At 70.5% G+C, this 14737-nt stretch carries 16 protein-coding genes; 1 reads left to right on the forward strand and 15 read right to left on the reverse strand.

Annotated features, from left to right (window positions below; translation table 11 throughout):
- Positions 1-9: 9 nt before the first annotated feature.
- From G341_RS0119300 to glmS, 9 genes are all read right to left on the reverse strand, one after another.
- Positions 10-1275: a hypothetical protein gene (locus tag G341_RS0119300; RefSeq protein ID WP_155827076.1), complete on the reverse strand. Its 1266-nt coding sequence runs from the start codon at positions 1273-1275 to the stop codon at positions 10-12.
- A 77-nt stretch (positions 1276-1352) separates the two neighbouring features.
- A complete protein-coding gene (tsaD, locus tag G341_RS0119305) occupies positions 1353-2408 on the reverse strand; it encodes a tRNA (adenosine(37)-N6)-threonylcarbamoyltransferase complex transferase subunit TsaD (protein WP_018180822.1) in 1056 nt (351 codons plus the stop codon).
- Positions 2405-2890 carry a ribosomal protein S18-alanine N-acetyltransferase gene (rimI, locus tag G341_RS0119310; protein WP_018180823.1) on the reverse strand — a complete coding sequence of 162 codons (486 nt, stop codon included), beginning with the start codon at positions 2888-2890 and terminating at the stop codon, positions 2405-2407. The genes tsaD and rimI overlap by 4 nt, the downstream gene beginning before the upstream one ends.
- Positions 2887-3579, reverse strand: coding sequence for a tRNA (adenosine(37)-N6)-threonylcarbamoyltransferase complex dimerization subunit type 1 TsaB (gene tsaB, locus G341_RS0119315; protein WP_043452128.1), 693 nt, complete (start codon positions 3577-3579; stop codon positions 2887-2889). The genes rimI and tsaB overlap by 4 nt, the downstream gene beginning before the upstream one ends.
- On the reverse strand, positions 3576-4088 hold the full coding sequence (tsaE, locus tag G341_RS22640; protein WP_018180825.1) for a tRNA (adenosine(37)-N6)-threonylcarbamoyltransferase complex ATPase subunit type 1 TsaE: 513 nt from the start codon (positions 4086-4088) through the stop codon (positions 3576-3578). Before tsaE ends, tsaB begins: the two co-directional genes overlap by 4 nt.
- The gene (locus tag G341_RS0119325) at positions 4081-5151 is read right to left on the reverse strand and encodes an alpha/beta fold hydrolase (RefSeq protein WP_018180826.1); all 1071 of its coding nucleotides are present in this window, start codon (positions 5149-5151) and stop codon (positions 4081-4083) included. Before G341_RS0119325 ends, tsaE begins: the two co-directional genes overlap by 8 nt.
- On the reverse strand, positions 5151-6347 hold the full coding sequence (gene alr / locus G341_RS0119330) for an alanine racemase (protein WP_018180827.1): 1197 nt from the start codon (positions 6345-6347) through the stop codon (positions 5151-5153). Before alr ends, G341_RS0119325 begins: the two co-directional genes overlap by 1 nt.
- Positions 6348-6376: 29 nt before the next feature.
- Positions 6377-7786 carry an NAD(P)H-hydrate dehydratase gene (locus G341_RS0119335; protein ID WP_018180828.1) on the reverse strand — a complete coding sequence of 470 codons (1410 nt, stop codon included), beginning with the start codon at positions 7784-7786 and terminating at the stop codon, positions 6377-6379.
- Positions 7787-7802: 16 nt separating this feature from the next.
- Complete coding sequence (gene glmS / locus G341_RS0119340) at positions 7803-9665, reverse strand: glutamine--fructose-6-phosphate transaminase (isomerizing) (protein ID WP_018180829.1); 1863 nt, start codon at positions 9663-9665, stop codon at positions 7803-7805.
- A gap of 81 nt (positions 9666-9746) precedes the next feature.
- Between glmS and G341_RS0119345 the strand changes: the two genes are divergently transcribed.
- A complete protein-coding gene (locus G341_RS0119345; RefSeq protein ID WP_026303913.1) occupies positions 9747-10592 on the forward strand; it encodes a dienelactone hydrolase family protein in 846 nt (281 codons plus the stop codon).
- Position 10593: 1 nt separating this feature from the next.
- Here the strand turns inward: G341_RS0119345 and G341_RS0119350 are convergent, their stop codons facing one another.
- The 6 genes from G341_RS0119350 to rplM all read right to left on the reverse strand — a co-directional run bounded on the left by G341_RS0119350 (position 10594) and on the right by rplM (position 14731).
- On the reverse strand, positions 10594-10932 hold the full coding sequence (locus tag G341_RS0119350) for a hypothetical protein (RefSeq protein WP_018180831.1): 339 nt from the start codon (positions 10930-10932) through the stop codon (positions 10594-10596).
- A complete protein-coding gene (locus tag G341_RS0119355; protein WP_018180832.1) occupies positions 10932-12014 on the reverse strand; it encodes a hypothetical protein in 1083 nt (360 codons plus the stop codon). The genes G341_RS0119350 and G341_RS0119355 overlap by 1 nt, the downstream gene beginning before the upstream one ends.
- Positions 12011-12253 (reverse strand): hypothetical protein, encoded by a 243-nt coding sequence (locus G341_RS0119360; protein WP_018180833.1) that lies wholly within the window; start codon positions 12251-12253, stop codon positions 12011-12013. Before G341_RS0119360 ends, G341_RS0119355 begins: the two co-directional genes overlap by 4 nt.
- A gap of 149 nt (positions 12254-12402) precedes the next feature.
- Positions 12403-13755 (reverse strand): phosphoglucosamine mutase, encoded by a 1353-nt coding sequence (gene glmM / locus G341_RS0119365; RefSeq protein WP_026303914.1) that lies wholly within the window; start codon positions 13753-13755, stop codon positions 12403-12405.
- 29 nt (positions 13756-13784) lie between these two features.
- Positions 13785-14291, reverse strand: coding sequence for a 30S ribosomal protein S9 (gene rpsI / locus G341_RS0119370; protein WP_018180835.1), 507 nt, complete (start codon positions 14289-14291; stop codon positions 13785-13787).
- Positions 14288-14731, reverse strand: coding sequence for a 50S ribosomal protein L13 (gene rplM / locus G341_RS0119375; RefSeq protein ID WP_018180836.1), 444 nt, complete (start codon positions 14729-14731; stop codon positions 14288-14290). The genes rpsI and rplM overlap by 4 nt, the downstream gene beginning before the upstream one ends.
- Positions 14732-14737 lie beyond the last annotated feature (6 nt).

A 14737-nucleotide genomic window follows, 5' to 3' on the forward strand; every position in this document is an offset into this window, starting at 1 on the left:
TCGTCCTATCTAGAGTCGCCGCGAACGGCGTGCTCGATTGCGCGCCTGGAACTCGCGACGCGCCCGCAGGTACGCACCGCCGGCGAAGCTCGCGACCAGGGTGACCAGTCCGCCGAGGGTCAGCAGTGCTGCGAGTACCCAATTGCCGCGCCACTCGCTGGTCGAACCGAATTTGATCGCCGCGCCGGCGTCCATCAGGTACCAGGTGACGTAGGCGGCCAGCACGACCGCGACGAGCACCAGCAGCGCCTTCACGAAGGCCAGCGACCGCGCCGCGCGGAACGCCAGCACCGACGCGGGGATGATCACGATGCCGAGCACCAGCAGCAGCAGGATCGACAGCGCGTAGAACTGCGTCTTTCCGGTCGCGTCGTTCGAGCCGCCGGCCACCTTGAACCAGTCCGGCATGGCGATTCCGGGAGCGCTCAGCACGATCGCTGTGTAGATCACGCAGGCCAGGCCGAACGCGACGCCGCTGAACAGGCCGAACGCGATCGAGCCGCCGACCTCCGGGGCCAGCAGCTGATGCGGCGAGGTTTCGGTACCCGCCGGCGTTACGAGTTCGCCACGGCCGCGGCGCACTCCTGACGTATCGATCTCGCGGACCCGGCCCGACGGCGGCCCGCTCCTCCGGGTTTTCGGGGCACTGCCCGGGCGCCGGAACCGGCCGGTCACCATCGGCGGCGTCGGCGGTCGGCCGGCTGCGTCGACCCCCGATTCGAGATTCGCGGAATCCTCACGATCCACCACCGGGTCGATCGCGGGCTCCGTCACCGGTTCCGGACGGGGCGGGCGCGGCGCCGGATACGACTGCTGCGTCGGCGGGCCGGCGGGGCGTGGCGATCGCGACAGCCGACCACCCGTCGGCCGCGGCGCCGACTGACCGGTGGGCGCCGGCGGACGGGGACGACCGGCAGGTGGCGGGTCGAATCCCTGTCGGTCGAATCCCTGCGGGTCGAATCGCTGTGGGCCGGAAGCATTCCGGGCTGCGGGCGGACCGACCGGCGGCTGCGCGGGCCGCTGCACCGGCGCCGAAGGCCGCAGGGTCGGCGGGCTCCCGCCGGCATCATGCCGGCCGCTCGGCTCGGCCGCGCGGTAGCCGCCCCCGCCCGCAGCCTGCGGTCCGGCCGGCCGCTGCCACTGCGGACGACCGGGCGGCGCCCAGTCGTCATCATCGAGCGGGATGCCTCGCTCGTAGGGTTCGTGGGCGGGGTCGGGCAACGGCCGCTCGTGGTGCGGCCGACCCGGGCGGCCCCCCGGCCGTTCGTTTGACATGGGGAAAAACTAGCCAGCCCAGAACAGGGCCGCAATAGTTTCGGCCCTGCTCGGTGGCGCAATCGCCCAGCGGTCGCTCAGTAGTGCGACTGCTGCACGGACATGCCGGGGTCGGTGGCGACGGTCAGTGCCGACGGATCGATGCCGGACGCGATCAGATGCGCGCCGTAGGTCGCGATCATCACACCGTTGTCGGTACACAGGCGCGGCTTCGGGATGCGCAGGGTGATCCCGGCGGCCTCGCAACGCTCCTCGGCCAGACCGCGGATCCGGGAGTTGGCCGTCGCGCCGCCGCCAAGGACGAGGGTGTCGACCCCGACGTCGGCGCAGGCCCGCACCGCCTTCATCGTGAGTACGTCGGCCACGGCTTCCTGGAACGATGCCGCGATGTCGGCGGTCGGCAGCTCCCGACCCTCGCGGTCGCACTTCTCCACGTACCGCGCGACGGCGGTCTTCATGCCACTGAACGAGAAGTCGTGCCGGGCGTCGCGCGGGCCGGTCATACCGCGGGGGAACGTGATCGCCTGCGGATCGCCCGCCGCTGCGGCGGCATCGAGCGCCGGACCGCCCGGGAAGCCCAACCCGAGCAGCCGCGCCACCTTGTCGAACGCCTCCCCCGCCGCGTCGTCGACGGTGGTGCCCAGCTCGACGATCGGCTCGCTGAGGTCGTTGACATGCAGCAGATGGGTGTGGCCACCGGACACCAGCAGGGCCGCGCACGACGACATCGGCCCGTGTTCGAGAGTGTCGACCGCGACGTGTCCGCCGAGATGATTCACCGCGTACAGCGGCACATCCCAAGCGGCGGCATAGGCCTTGGCCGCGGCGACGCCGACCAGCAGGGCGCCCGCCAGTCCGGGTCCGATCGTGACCGCGATGGCGTCCGGGCGCTTGATCCCCGCGGCGGCCAGGGCCCGACGCATCGTCGGCACGATCGCCTGCAGATGGGCGCGCGACGCGATCTCCGGAACCACGCCGCCGAAGCGGGCATGTTCGTCGACGCTGGAGGCGACCTCGTCGGCGAGCAGCGTGGTCGTGCCGTCGGCGTTCCAACGCACGATCCCGACGCCGGTCTCGTCGCACGAGCTCTCGATGCCGAGGACGATCGGCCCCGCTCGATACGGCCCGCTCATGCGTCGTTCCCTTCCACGGCGTCGCGCCGCATGGTGAGGGCGTCGACACCGGCCTGCTGGTAGTACCCGCGGCGGATGCCGACATCGACGAATCCGTTGCGGCGATACAGATCGATGGCGGCGTCGTTGTCGACCCGCACCTCCAGGTAGGTCACGGCGCGCTCGTGGTCGGCGACCGACAGCAGCGCATCCAGCAGCGCCCGGCCCAGCCCGCGCCCCTGACTGCCGGGAGTCACCGCGATGGTGTGCACCTCGCATTCACGATCGCCCACCGGCCCGAGCACGGAAATCCCTGCGTAGCCGACGAATTCATTGTCCACCCGCAGCCCGAAATAGTGGTTGTGCGCGGCCTCGATCTCCGACCGGAACGCCTGCTCCGGCCACGGCGAGTCGCCATCGAAGAGCACCGCCTCGATCACCGCGCACCGCCCCGCGTCGGCGGTCGTCAACGGGAAGATCTCGGCGGTCTCGGTGGCGATCACAGCCGTCGCCCCGGTGCTCGCTCGACCGCGTCCGGGCGGCGCAGATACAGCGGCTCCAACGGCTCCGGCATCTCGCCCGAGACGATTCCGGGCAGCGCGACACTGACCAGTCCGACCGCATCCGGCGCCTCGGTACCCGCGATGACCTCGCCGAACGGCTCGGCGTGCGTCGGCGAGCCGGCCACCCGGTCGATCCGGTTGTCCGCCAACGCAGTCTGCAGGTCGGCGGGCGCGCTGACGCCGGGGCCGTCGATCCGGGCTCCGTCGACGTAGCGCGCGTAGTACACCTCGCGGCGGCGCGCGTCGGTCACCACCAGCAGATCATGCAGGTCGGGCGCAGTCGAAAATGACTGCACCGCAATCGCGTCCAGTGAACAGACGCCGTATACCGGGAGGCCGAGCGCGTCACCGAAGCCGGCGGCGGTGGCGATGCCCACCCGCAGTCCGGTGAACGGGCCGGGGCCGCAGCCGACCACCACGGCATCCAGGTCGTCCCGCCCGACGTCGGCATCAGCGAGCGCCGTAAGGATCAACGACGTCAGTACCTCGGCATGCCCACGCGCGTTCTCGGCCCGCCCGAGCGCCAGTTCCCGCACCTGACCATCGGTGACCGCGGCCACTCCGGCGACGACGATGGGCGTCGACGTATCCACGGCCAGAACGGTCTTCGTCTCCGCAGCCCCAGTCACCGCCACCCCCACTCGACGACGCGGGTCTCATCCACGTCCGCTCCGTCCTCTGCGACATCGTCATCGCTCGCGTCGCGGCGCAGCCGCACCAGCAGATGCCGTTCGACCAGTCGCTCGACCACGCCTGCACCCCATTCCACGACGACGACCGAATCGGTCAGGTCGCTGTCGAGATCGAGCGCATCGAGTTCGTCCAGGCCGCCGAGCCGGTAGGCATCGACGTGAATCAGGTTGGGACCGCCCGGGTTCTGCGCCCGGTGCTCCCGGGCGATGATGAAGGTCGGCGAAGATACCCGGCCGCGCACATCGAGTCCGGCGGCGATGCCCCGGGTGAGGGCCGTCTTCCCGGCGCCCAGCGGGCCGTCGAGGATCACCAGATCACCGGCGGACAGCGTGGCCGCGATCTCGCGCCCGAACTGTTCGGTATCGGCGACGGTCGGCAGCACGCGGGAACCGGAGTCGGCCAGCGCATCCGCACGATCGCCCACCGAGGTGACGCGATCAGGCATCGGGCACCAGCAGGGCCGCGCGACCGACCAGTCGATCGATCGCGTCGTCTATCACGTCCGGACATTCCAGCGGCAGCATGTGGCCCGCGTCGGGTACCCCGACCAGTTCGCAATCGGCAAGGCCGCCATGAATTTCCACCGAGTTCGCCAGCGGCGTGATTCGATCCTGGTAGCCGCAGGCCACCATCGTGGGTACCCGGGTGAGCGCCGCCAGCGAGGCCATCTCGTTGTGACTCTCCAACGCCCGCAGGAAGTTCACGATGGTGGCCACGGGCGTCTGATGAATCATCTTCTCCGCGAACCCGATCACCGACCGGTAGCGGAAACGGTGGTCGAAGCTGCCGGCCGTCAGCACCGGCGCGATCAGGCTGCGGGTCACGCCCCGACCGGCCTGCACCGCTCCCGGCATCTGCCGCACCGACATCCGGAACGCGTCCACGACCGGGTTGTGCAGTCCGCGACCGATGCCGTCGTCGGCGATGCCGCGGGCGGCCGAGGAGATGAGGCCCACGCCGATGATCTTGGTGCCGAACAGTTCTGGGCGCCGCGTGGCGAGTGCCATGACGCCCATCGCCCCCATCGAATGGCCGATGACCACGACCGGCCCCGTCGGCACGACTGCACGGATCACGGCGTCGAGATCGGCGCCGAGCTGAGCGATCGTCGAACTGGCGGCGTCGGCGGCACCGGACCGGCCGTGCCCGCGCTGATCGAAGAACACCAGCCGGGCGCGATCGCCCCAGCGGTGCTCCAGCTCGACGCGCTGGAAATGCCAGCTGCTCATCCGCAGGCAGAATCCGTGGGTGAACACGACGGTGATCGGCGCGTCGGCCGGACCCACCTCGCGCACCGTGAGCGGCACACCGTCGTCGGCGGTCACGATGCTCGCGGCGTCGTCGTAGATCGCGTCGAAATCCTCGTCGCGGTAAGGATCCTCGGCACCGCTGCACCGCCGGGTGATGTTGCGGGCCGCGCCACCGGCCGCCACCGCACCCAGCGTCGCCACGCCGGCGACGCCCGCCAGGACTTCCCACCGCTTGGTCGCGGTCCGCTGCGCCTCCATCACGTCTGCTCCCCGCCCCTGAGATTCAGGTCGGTGTACTCGCGAACCACCCGTCCTCGCACCCCGGAGACGATCTCGTAGTCGATGGTGCCGATCGCGTCGGCGATCTCGGTGGCGGTCGGTTCGCCCCGGTCGGGCCGGCCGAAGATCACGGCCCGGTCGCCCTCCGCGATGGTGCCGCGGTCTGTGCCCAGGTCGACGAGGCACTGGTCCATGCAGATACGTCCCACGCCCGGGTATCGCCGGCCATCGATCGCGACGTCGAATCGTCCCGAGAGCAGCCGCGGCAATCCGTCGGCATACCCGATCGGCAGCAGCGCCAGTGTGCCGTCCTGCGCCGCGGTCCAGGTGTGCCCGTACGACACCCCCTGGCCGGCCTTGACGTTCTTGAGCAGCGCGATCCGCGCCGAGAGGGTCATGACCTGGGTCAGCCCGAAGTCGCCCCGCTCGGGAATCGGCGACAGGCCGTACACCGCGATGCCCGGTCGCACCAGATCCCGGGCGAGGTCCGGGCGGGTGACGGTGGCCGCGGAGTTGCTGATGTGCCGGGCCGGCACGGCGACACCGACCCGGTCCAGGTCGGCGCATGCCTCGTCGAGGCGAGCCGCCTGCAGATCGTTGTGCGGGTTATCGGGCTGATCGGCCAGCGCCAGATGGCAGAAGACCGTGCGCAGTGCAACCGCCTCCTCCGCAACCGCTTTCGCGAGCGCGTCGCGGATATCCGCCCATTCGTCGGGCGCCACCCCGTTGCGCGCCAGCCCCGTGTCGACCTTCAGGTTCAGCGTGGCGGTGCGGCCCAACGAGCGAGCGGCGGCAACGATCTCGTGCAGCTGCCGCACGGACGACGCCGATACGCCGACATCCGCGGCGATCGCCGCGGCGAAATCGGCGCCCGGCGCATGCAACCAGGAGGTGATCGCCGCGGTGATGCCGTCGGCCCGCAGCGCCAATCCTTCGGCGATCGTGGCGACGCCGAGCTCGGCGGCCCCGGCGGCGACAGCCGCTCGCGCGACTTGCGTGGCGCCGTGCCCGTATCCGTCCGCCTTGACCACGGCCATCACCGATGCGCGGCCGGCGAACCCGCGCAGCACCCCGACGTTGTGCCGGACCGCAGCCAGGTCGACAGTAGCGACCAACCCCGCATCGGAGGGCGTGCGCGGGGATGCCGAATCGCTGGTCACAGTCATCGCCGCCATTGTCTCTCATCGCGGCGGATCCGGCCCAATCAATACCCCGTGCGCAGCGTCACCAGCGCCCGATGCACCGCCCCTAGCAGGGACGACGCCCCGATCGGCGCACCCTCCGAAGCCTCGATCGCGGCCAGCGAATGGACACGGGTCGCCATGGCGGCGGCCTCGGCGACCGGCAGCCCGGCGGCGAGCAGCGAACCGGCCATTCCGGACAGCACGTCGCCCGAGCCGGCGGTCGCCGCCCACGACGCCTCGGCGTCGTCGATCAGGACCATCCCGTCGGGGTCGGCGATCACCGTCGCCCGTCCTTTCAGCAGCACCGTCGCGCCCCAGGCCTGCGCAAGATCGCGGGTCGCGGCGACGCGATCGTCCGGCGCCGATCCCGTCAGCCGCGCGAACTCGCCGGCATGCGGGGTGAGCAGGGTCGGGGCCGGGCGATCGCGAACCAGCTCCGGCTCCGCGGCGACCAGCGTCAGCGCATCCGCGTCGACCAGCACCGGGACATCGTCGGCCAACACCCGATGCAGCCGTTCGCGGGCGGCCTGGTCGGTCCCGGCGCCCGGGCCGATCACCCATGCCTGCACGCGACCCACGGAATCGAGATCATCGGCGCTCACCACCTCCGGGTGCGCCGAAACCACTTGGGCGCGCGCCGATCCCACGTACCGCACCATGCCCGAGGTCGCGGCGACAGCGGCACCGGTGCACAGGATCGCCGCCCCGGGATAGCGATCGGAACCGGCCACCACCCCGACGACGCCCTGGGTGTACTTGTCGTCGTCGGGTCGGGGCACCGGCCAGCGGGTCGCGATCTCGCCATCCGTCAGCCGCCGCAGGGTCGGTTCGGTCGCCTCGATTCCGATGTCCACCAGCGTGATTCGCCCGCACTGCACCGCGGCCAGGGCGTGCGCGTTGCGCAGCACCCCGAAGGTGACGGTGGCGGCGGCCCGCACGGCATTCGGATGCACGAATCCGGTATCGGCGTCAACGCCGGACGGCAGGTCGACCGCGACGATCGGGGCATCCAGTGCGGCAACCATTGTCGCCGCCGGCTCGCGCAGCGGGCCCCGACCCGAGAGCCCGACGATCCCGTCGACGACCAGATCCACCGGGCCGAGCTCAGCCACCACCCGACCGCCGGCCTCGGTGAACGCGGCGAGTCCGGCGGCGTGCGCCCGTTCCGGATTCAGCAGCTGGGCGCGCACGCGGACGCCCCGCCGCCGCAGGAAGGCCCCGGCGAACAGCGCATCTCCGCCGTTGTCGCCCGACCCGATCAGCAGGCCGACCGTGCGCCCGTAGGCACCGCCCGTGCGGTGGCGCAGTTCGGCGGCAACGACATCGGCGACCCCGTGGGAGGCCCGCCGCATCAACACACCGGAGGACAGCAGCGTTCCGGTCGCATGCTCGGCAGCGCGGATCCGGTCGGCCGAGAAGTAGTCGATCATCCGCGTCGCACCCGGACTATTCGACGGTGACGGACTTGGCGAGGTTGCGCGGCTTGTCGACGTCGTAGCCGCGGCTCTGTGCGAGCGCGGCGGCGAAGATCTGCAGCGGCACCGTGGACACCAGCGGCTGCAGCAGCGTCGAGCACTGCGGGATCTCGATCAGGTGATCGGCCAGCGGCCGCACGGCGTCGTCCCCGGATTCGGCGATGACGATGGTCCGCGCGCCGCGCGCCTGGATCTCGCGGATGTTGCTGACCATCTTCGAGTGCAGGACGGCGCGTCCGCTCGGCGACGGCATGATCACGATCACCGTCAGGTCGTCTTCGAGCAGCGCGATCGGGCCGTGCTTCAGCTCGCCGGCCGCGAAGCCTTCGGCGTGAATGTAGGCCAGCTCCTTGAGTTTCAGCGCGCCCTCGAGCGCCACCGGGTAGCCGACGTGCCGGCCGACGAACAGCACCGTGTTGACGTCCGCCAGCGACTGCGCGAGATCGCGCACCGCCGGACCGGTCTTGAGCACCTCCGCCACCGCGTCGGGCATCCGCTCCAGGTCGGCGTACTCCCGCGCGACCTCGTCGGGGTACTTGGTGCCGCGCGCCTGCGCCAGGGCCAGGCCGACCAGGTAGGTGGCGGCGATCTGCGCAAGGAAGCATTTCGTTGAGGCGACACCGATTTCGGGGCCAGCGTGGGTGTACAGGACCGCGTCGGCCTCGCGCGGGATCTGCGCGCCGTTGGTGTTGCAGATCGCCAGCACGAGCGCCTTCTGCTCCTTGGCGTGGCGCACGGCTTCCAGGGTGTCGGCGGTCTCCCCGGACTGCGAGATGGCGACGACCAGCGTCGACCGGTCGAGAACCGGGTCGCGGTAACGGAATTCGCTGGCGAGCTCGACCTCCACCGGCACCCGCGTCCAGTGCTCGATGGCGTACTTGGCCAGCATGCCGGCGTGATAGGCGGTGCCGCAGGCGACGACGAAGACCTTGTCGATCTCCCGCAGATCTCCGTCCGACAGCCGCTGCTCGTCGAGCACCACGCGGCCGTTCTCGAAGTGGCCCAGCAGCGTATCGGCGAGCGCCTGCGGCTGCTCGGCGATCTCCTTCAGCATGAAGAAGTCGTGGCCGCCCTTCTCGGCGGCCGCCAGATCCCAGTCGATGTGAAAAGGCTTGCCCTGCTGGCTGACTCCGTCGAAGTCGGTGATCGTGTAGTCGTCGGCGGTGATCACCACGACCTGATCCTGACCCAGCTCCACTGCGTCGCGGGTGTGCTCGATGAACGCGGCGACATCCGAGCCGACGAACATCTCGCCGTCGCCGACGCCGACGACCAGCGGGGTCGACCGGCGGGCGGCCACGATGGTGCCCGGATGGTCGGCATGGGTGAAGACCAGGGTGAACGCGCCCTCGAGCCGGCGCAGGACTGCGTACGCCGACCCGATGAAGTCGCCGGCATGCTCGCCGCCGTCGTATTCGAGGGCCAGCAGGTGCACGGCGGTCTCGGTGTCCGTGTCGGACGAGAACTCGATACCGGCCGCCTCGACCTCGGCGCGCAGCGGCGCGAAGTTCTCGATGATGCCGTTGTGCACCACGGCGGCCTTGCCGTCGGCAGACACATGCGGGTGCGCGTTGCGGTCGGTCGGCCGGCCGTGGGTGGCCCATCGGGTGTGCCCCATGCCAGTGGTCCCGGCGAACGATCCCGCCGGGTGCGCGGCCAGCGCGGCGTCGAGGTTCTCCAGCCGTCCGGCCCGCTTGTCGACCATGAGATGTCCGGAATCGTCGACGATCGCCACGCCGGCGGAGTCATAGCCGCGGTACTCCATCCGCCGCAGTGCCTCGACCACGATGGGCAGGGCATCACGCTTACCCACGTATCCGACGATTCCACACATCTGTCAGGCTTCTCCCTCGCAACCATAAGATCCGGCCTCCGGCCTGCCCGGCCGGTGCCGGATCAAGGGTACTGTCATGCCGTGGCAAGCACGAAAAAGCTCGTTTCACAGTTGTCCCGGAGCGGTCCGCACAAAGTTCTGCGCGGCGATATGGCGCTGGTCGGAGTGCCCGGATCGGTGTACACGCCGGCACGCGGCACCGATTTGCCCGGTTTCGCCTTCGGTCACGGTTGGATGACCTCCGCAGGCCGGTATGAGCGCCTGCTGCGTCACCTCGCGACCTGGGGAATCGTCGCCGCCGCGCCCAATACCGAGCGTGGTCCGCTGGCGTCGGATGCCGGCCTGGCCGCCGATCTGGACACCACGCTGTCGGTGATCAGCCAGACGCGCCTCGGCACCGGCGACATCACCGTGCACCCCGAGCGGCTCGCCATCGGCGGTCACGGATTCGGCGCTGCCGCCGCCGTCCTGGCCACGCACGGCGCCGCCGCTGCGGTGCAGTCGATCGCGGCGCTGTTCCCCGCGCCGGCCAGCCCGAATGTCGAGGTCGCCGCGACGGCCACCGATATTCCGGCCCTCGTGCTCGGCGCGCCCGGCGAACTCGACACCGTCTCCTGGAACCCGCTGCCGATGCGCACTTGGCTCGGCGACACCGCCACGCTGCGGGTGCTGCCGAAGGGCAACAGCCGCGGCATCGTCGAGGGCCGCAGCGCCGCCGACTGGGTCCTGGACACCGGCGGCGACAAGAAGGTGCAGGCGGCCGTCCGGGCCGTGCTGACCGGGTATCTGCTGGCCACCCTCACCGGCGACAAGCAGTACCGGCCGTTCACCGATCCCGAGGAGGTGTTGGGCGGCATCGCGACGCTCGACCCCGCCACGGTCGAGGACGACGGCCTGGACCTGTTCTCCCGGCTGCTCAAGAGCTGACCTATCGGTCGGTCAACCACCCGACACCGAATCCCGGCTCGTCCGGCGGCATCGCCTGCGGGATCGGCGGCTCCGGTTGTGTCGTCGTCTCGGGATGCGCCCGGGACGACTCATGCGGGCTCGCGGCCGCCGACTCGGCGGGCATCAGCACGCGCGGCATGACGGCACCGTCTCGCTCGGCCGCGGCGATGAGTTCCTCGCGCGCCGCCCGGCGGTCGACTGCGTCGGGCTCGCCTGATGCGCGGTGCCGGGTGAGCGCATCGCGATAGGAGCGGCAGGCGGCATCCACGGCATGCGCCGACCGACGAACTATCGCGTCGATCTGGTCGGTCGGCCGCATCAGCCGTCCCCGAGCAGCGCCAGACCGGATTCCGGCGCATCCTGCGGCTGCGGCGGAACAACCGGTGGCGGTGGTGGCGCGGCCGCTCCCGCCGGATCGGCGGGCGGTGGGCCCGGATCCGCTGGGCGGGGCTCTGATTCGGCATCGGCGTCCGGGTGCGCCGGGTGCGGATCGTCGGCGATCGGCTCGGGCGGCTGCGGACCCCCCTCGTTCGGCGTCGTCGCCCCGTCGGGCTCGTCTTGCCCAGGCTCGTCTTGCCCCGGCTCGTCTTGTTGCGGATCGGCCGTCGGCTCCGGCGCCAGCGCGGCCGCGGCTTCGATGCCCGCGCCGAAGACGGACGCGACGTTCTCGGCGATCGATCCGGCGGCGGTCGCGACATGCAGCGCCGCATCGAGTACCGCCAGCTGGCTGGGATACCCCGAATCCGCTGCAGGAGTATCTATCCCACGAGTCAAGCTCATGTTGACGCGATCCCGGAAGGGCGCGGTCGGCACGGCATGGAAGCCCGACATCGCGGCGGCCAGAATCGATCGCACGTAGTCGCGGGTGTCGGCGGCGCCGGTCGCGACCAGCTCGACCACCGACCGGATCTCCGCCGACCACGCATCGGCCTGCCGCTGTTCAACGTCGCCGTCGTCGAATGCCCTGCGCACCTGCGGGATCGACAGTCCTCCGATCCCGGTGACGTCGACGGCGCCCAGCCGTCGTGCCAGACTCGCCCGCACCTCATCGATCCCCGTAGCGGCCGCGGCAAGAGTGTCCGCGACCGCCGCGGCACGAGCAAGATCGGCCCGGGCCAGGGTCGCACCGCACGCCGCGCGTCGCGCGGCACCGGCACCGCCGCTCCCCGACCACGCGGCCGACAATGCGGCGGCGGCCAGTTCGAACGCCGCCGGCGGTGCCTGCGCCCCGGCGATCCGGGCGCGCAGCAGATCCGAATCCGCCTGCAGCGCAGAGGAGTCGACATCGACGCAATCCTTGAGGTCCCGCGCCAGCGCGTCCACGTCGGCGGTGCGCAGACCCAGCTCCGGCACTGACCGGGCGACGTCCGCGAGATATCCGATGACGGCGGCACCGGTCATGTCGACGACGTCCTGTCGACCGACTCGATCATCGCCAGGTCCGCTCCGAGCGTCTCCGCCAGAGATTCGGCCTCGGCGCGCATGCCATCGAGCATCGCGGCGACGCCATCGAGCGCCTCGCGGTAGCCCGCCGTCTGATCGACGAAGGCGGGGCCGCAGGAGCGGGGCCCGAATCGCGGAGACAGCACGGAGTCGCCATCGATCTGCCGACGCGCATCGGTAAGCGCGGCGACGATCACGTCTACGGCCGGCCTATCGACCGAGAGGAACTCCACACTCCATTGGACGTGCGGCCCCTCGCGACGGTTCCGCGCGATGATGCAGAGTTCCGGCGACGCTGCAGCTGATTGATCCGCTGCACGATGACCGGATCACGGCATCGAGAGAATCAGACCGTCAGATCGCCCGCGACCACGCCGGCGATCCGGCGCGCAACAGAATCGGCGTGATCGGTGGTGCCGGCCTCGACCATTACCCGCACCAGCTGCTCGGTGCCCGACGGGCGCAGCAGCACCCGGCCCCGATCGCCCAGCTCGGCCTCGGCCTCGGCGACCGCTCGCTGCACCTCGGCTGCGGCGGCGACCGCCGTCTTGTCCTTGACCGGCACGTTCAGCAGCACCTGCGGCAGCGCCTGCACGACCGATGCCAGCTCGGCCAGCGGCTTGCTGGTCTGTGCCATCCGCGCCATCAGCGCGAGGCCCGTGAGCACCCCGTCGCCGGTCGTCGCGTAGCGCGGGAACACGACGTGGCCCGACTGCTCGCCGCCCAGACTGTAGCCACCCGACCGCAATTCCTCGAGCACGTAGCGGTCGCCGACGGCGGTGGTGCGCAACGAGATTCCGTTCTCGCGCATGGCGATGTGCAGACCCAGGTTGCTCATCACGGTGGCAACCAGCGTGTCGTCGACCAGTTCGCCGGCATCCTTGGACGCGATCGCCAGGACGGCCATGATGGCGTCGCCGTCGACCACGTGGCCGTCGGCATCCACCGCGAGACAGCGATCCGCGTCGCCGTCATGCGCGAGGCCCAGATCGGCGCCGTGCTCACGCACCGCGGCCTGCACCTGGTTCAGATGCGTTGAGCCGCACCCGTCGTTGATGTTCAGCCCGGTCGGATCGGCATTGATCGCGACCACCGTCGCGCCGGCCGCGCGGTACACCTCGGGGCCCACCGCATGGGCTGCACCGTGGGCGCAATCGACGACCACCGTCAGCGAATCCAGTTGCGCCGGAACGCTGGCCCGCATGTGCGCCAGGTAGCGCGCGCGCCCATCGTCGACGTCATCCACGATGCGGCCGATGGCGGCACCGGTCGGACGCTCATCGGGCGTGCTCATCGCCTGCTCGATCTCGTCCTCGACGGCGTCGGCGAGCTTGTGTCCGCCGGCGGCGAAGAATTTGATTCCGTTGTCCGGCATCGGGTTATGCGATGCCGACAGCATGACGCCGAATGCGGCGTCGTAGTCGGCGGTCAGGAAGGCGACCGCCGGGGTGGGCAGCACGCCCACGCGCAATGCATCGACTCCCGCCGACGCGAGTCCGGCGCAGACCGCGGCTTCGAGCATCTCGCCCGAGGCACGCGGATCGCGCCCGACCACTGCCACGGGGCGAGTGGCCCCGGAAAGATGAGAGGCACCGACGAGTACGCGGGCCGCGGCATTCGCCAAGGCCATTGCCAGTTCTGGTGTCAGATCGGCATTGGCCAGCCCACGCACCCCGTCGGTGCCAAACAGTCGTCCCACTTGAAGAAAGCTCCCCGAAAGGCTCGGTATCAGCGCTTGCTGTACTGCGAAGCCTTACGGGCCTTCTTCAGGCCGTACTTCTTACGCTCGACGGCACGCGGGTCACGGGTGAGGAAGCCGGCCTTCTTCAGGGCCGGACGATCCTCGGGGGTGACCTCGACCAGCGCGCGGGCGATGCCCAGGCGCAGGGCGCCGGCCTGGCCCGACGGTCCGCCGCCGACCAGGGTGGCGTGCACGTCGAACGACTCGACGCGCTCGACGGTGACCAGCGGAGCCTTGATCAGCTGCTGGTGCACCTTGTTCGGGAAGTAGTCCTCGAGGGCGCGGCCGTTGAGCTTGAACTCACCCGAGCCCGGCATCATGCGGACGCGGACGACGGCCTCCTTGCGGCGGCCGACGGTCTGCACGGGGCGATCCAGCTGCACCGGCGGACGCGGGGCCGAAACGGTCTCGGCCACGGTCTCCTCGACGGTGTAATCGTCGGCGCCGACCTCAGCAGTGACCTCGACGGTCTCGTTCACTTCGTTCTCGCTCACTGGGCCACCTGCTTGATCTCAAAGGGAACCGGCTTCTGCGCGGCATGCGGATGATTCGGACCTGCGTATACGTGCAGCTTGCCGATGATCGCGCGACCCAGCTTGGTGTGCGGGATCATGCCCTTGATGGCGTTCTCCACCAGGCGATCGGGGCGACTATCGAGCACCTCGCCGACCGTCCGCGACTTGAGCCCACCCGGGTGCCCGGAGTGGCGGTACAGGAGCTTGCCGTCAAGCTTGTTGCCGCTGATGGCGACCTTGTCGGCGTTGATGATGATGACGTAATCGCCACCATCGACGTTGGGGGTGTACGTCGGCTTGTGCTTGCCGCGGAGCAGCGTTGCTGCCTGCACGGCGAGCCGGCCGAGCACCACGTCGCTGGCATCGATGACATGCCACGTACGCGTGATGTCACCGGCCTTCGGGGTGTAGGTAGGCACAGTCGT

This window comes from Jongsikchunia kroppenstedtii DSM 45133 (assembly GCF_000380485.1).
In the GTDB taxonomy this organism is placed as follows: Bacteria; Actinomycetota; Actinomycetes; order Mycobacteriales; family Mycobacteriaceae; genus Jongsikchunia; species Jongsikchunia kroppenstedtii.

What these genes read in the sequence shown, in the direction of transcription:
- G341_RS0119300 (WP_155827076.1), bottom strand. Translation starts at nt 1,275, where the DNA reads ATGTCAAACGAACGGCCGGGGGGCCGCCCGGGTCGGCCGCACCACGAG.
- tsaD (WP_018180822.1), bottom strand. Translation starts at nt 2,408, where the DNA reads ATGAGCGGGCCGTATCGAGCGGGGCCGATCGTCCTCGGCATCGAGAGC.
- tsaE (WP_018180825.1), bottom strand. Translation starts at nt 4,088, where the DNA reads ATGCCTGATCGCGTCACCTCGGTGGGCGATCGTGCGGATGCGCTGGCC.
- G341_RS0119325 (WP_018180826.1), bottom strand. Translation starts at nt 5,151, where the DNA reads ATGGAGGCGCAGCGGACCGCGACCAAGCGGTGGGAAGTCCTGGCGGGC.
- alr (WP_018180827.1), bottom strand. Translation starts at nt 6,347, where the DNA reads ATGGCGGCGATGACTGTGACCAGCGATTCGGCATCCCCGCGCACGCCC.
- G341_RS0119335 (WP_018180828.1), bottom strand. Translation starts at nt 7,786, where the DNA reads ATGATCGACTACTTCTCGGCCGACCGGATCCGCGCTGCCGAGCATGCG.
- glmS (WP_018180829.1), bottom strand. Translation starts at nt 9,665, where the DNA reads ATGTGTGGAATCGTCGGATACGTGGGTAAGCGTGATGCCCTGCCCATC.
- G341_RS0119350 (WP_018180831.1), bottom strand. Translation starts at nt 10,932, where the DNA reads ATGCGGCCGACCGACCAGATCGACGCGATAGTTCGTCGGTCGGCGCAT.
- G341_RS0119355 (WP_018180832.1), bottom strand. Translation starts at nt 12,014, where the DNA reads ATGACCGGTGCCGCCGTCATCGGATATCTCGCGGACGTCGCCCGGTCA.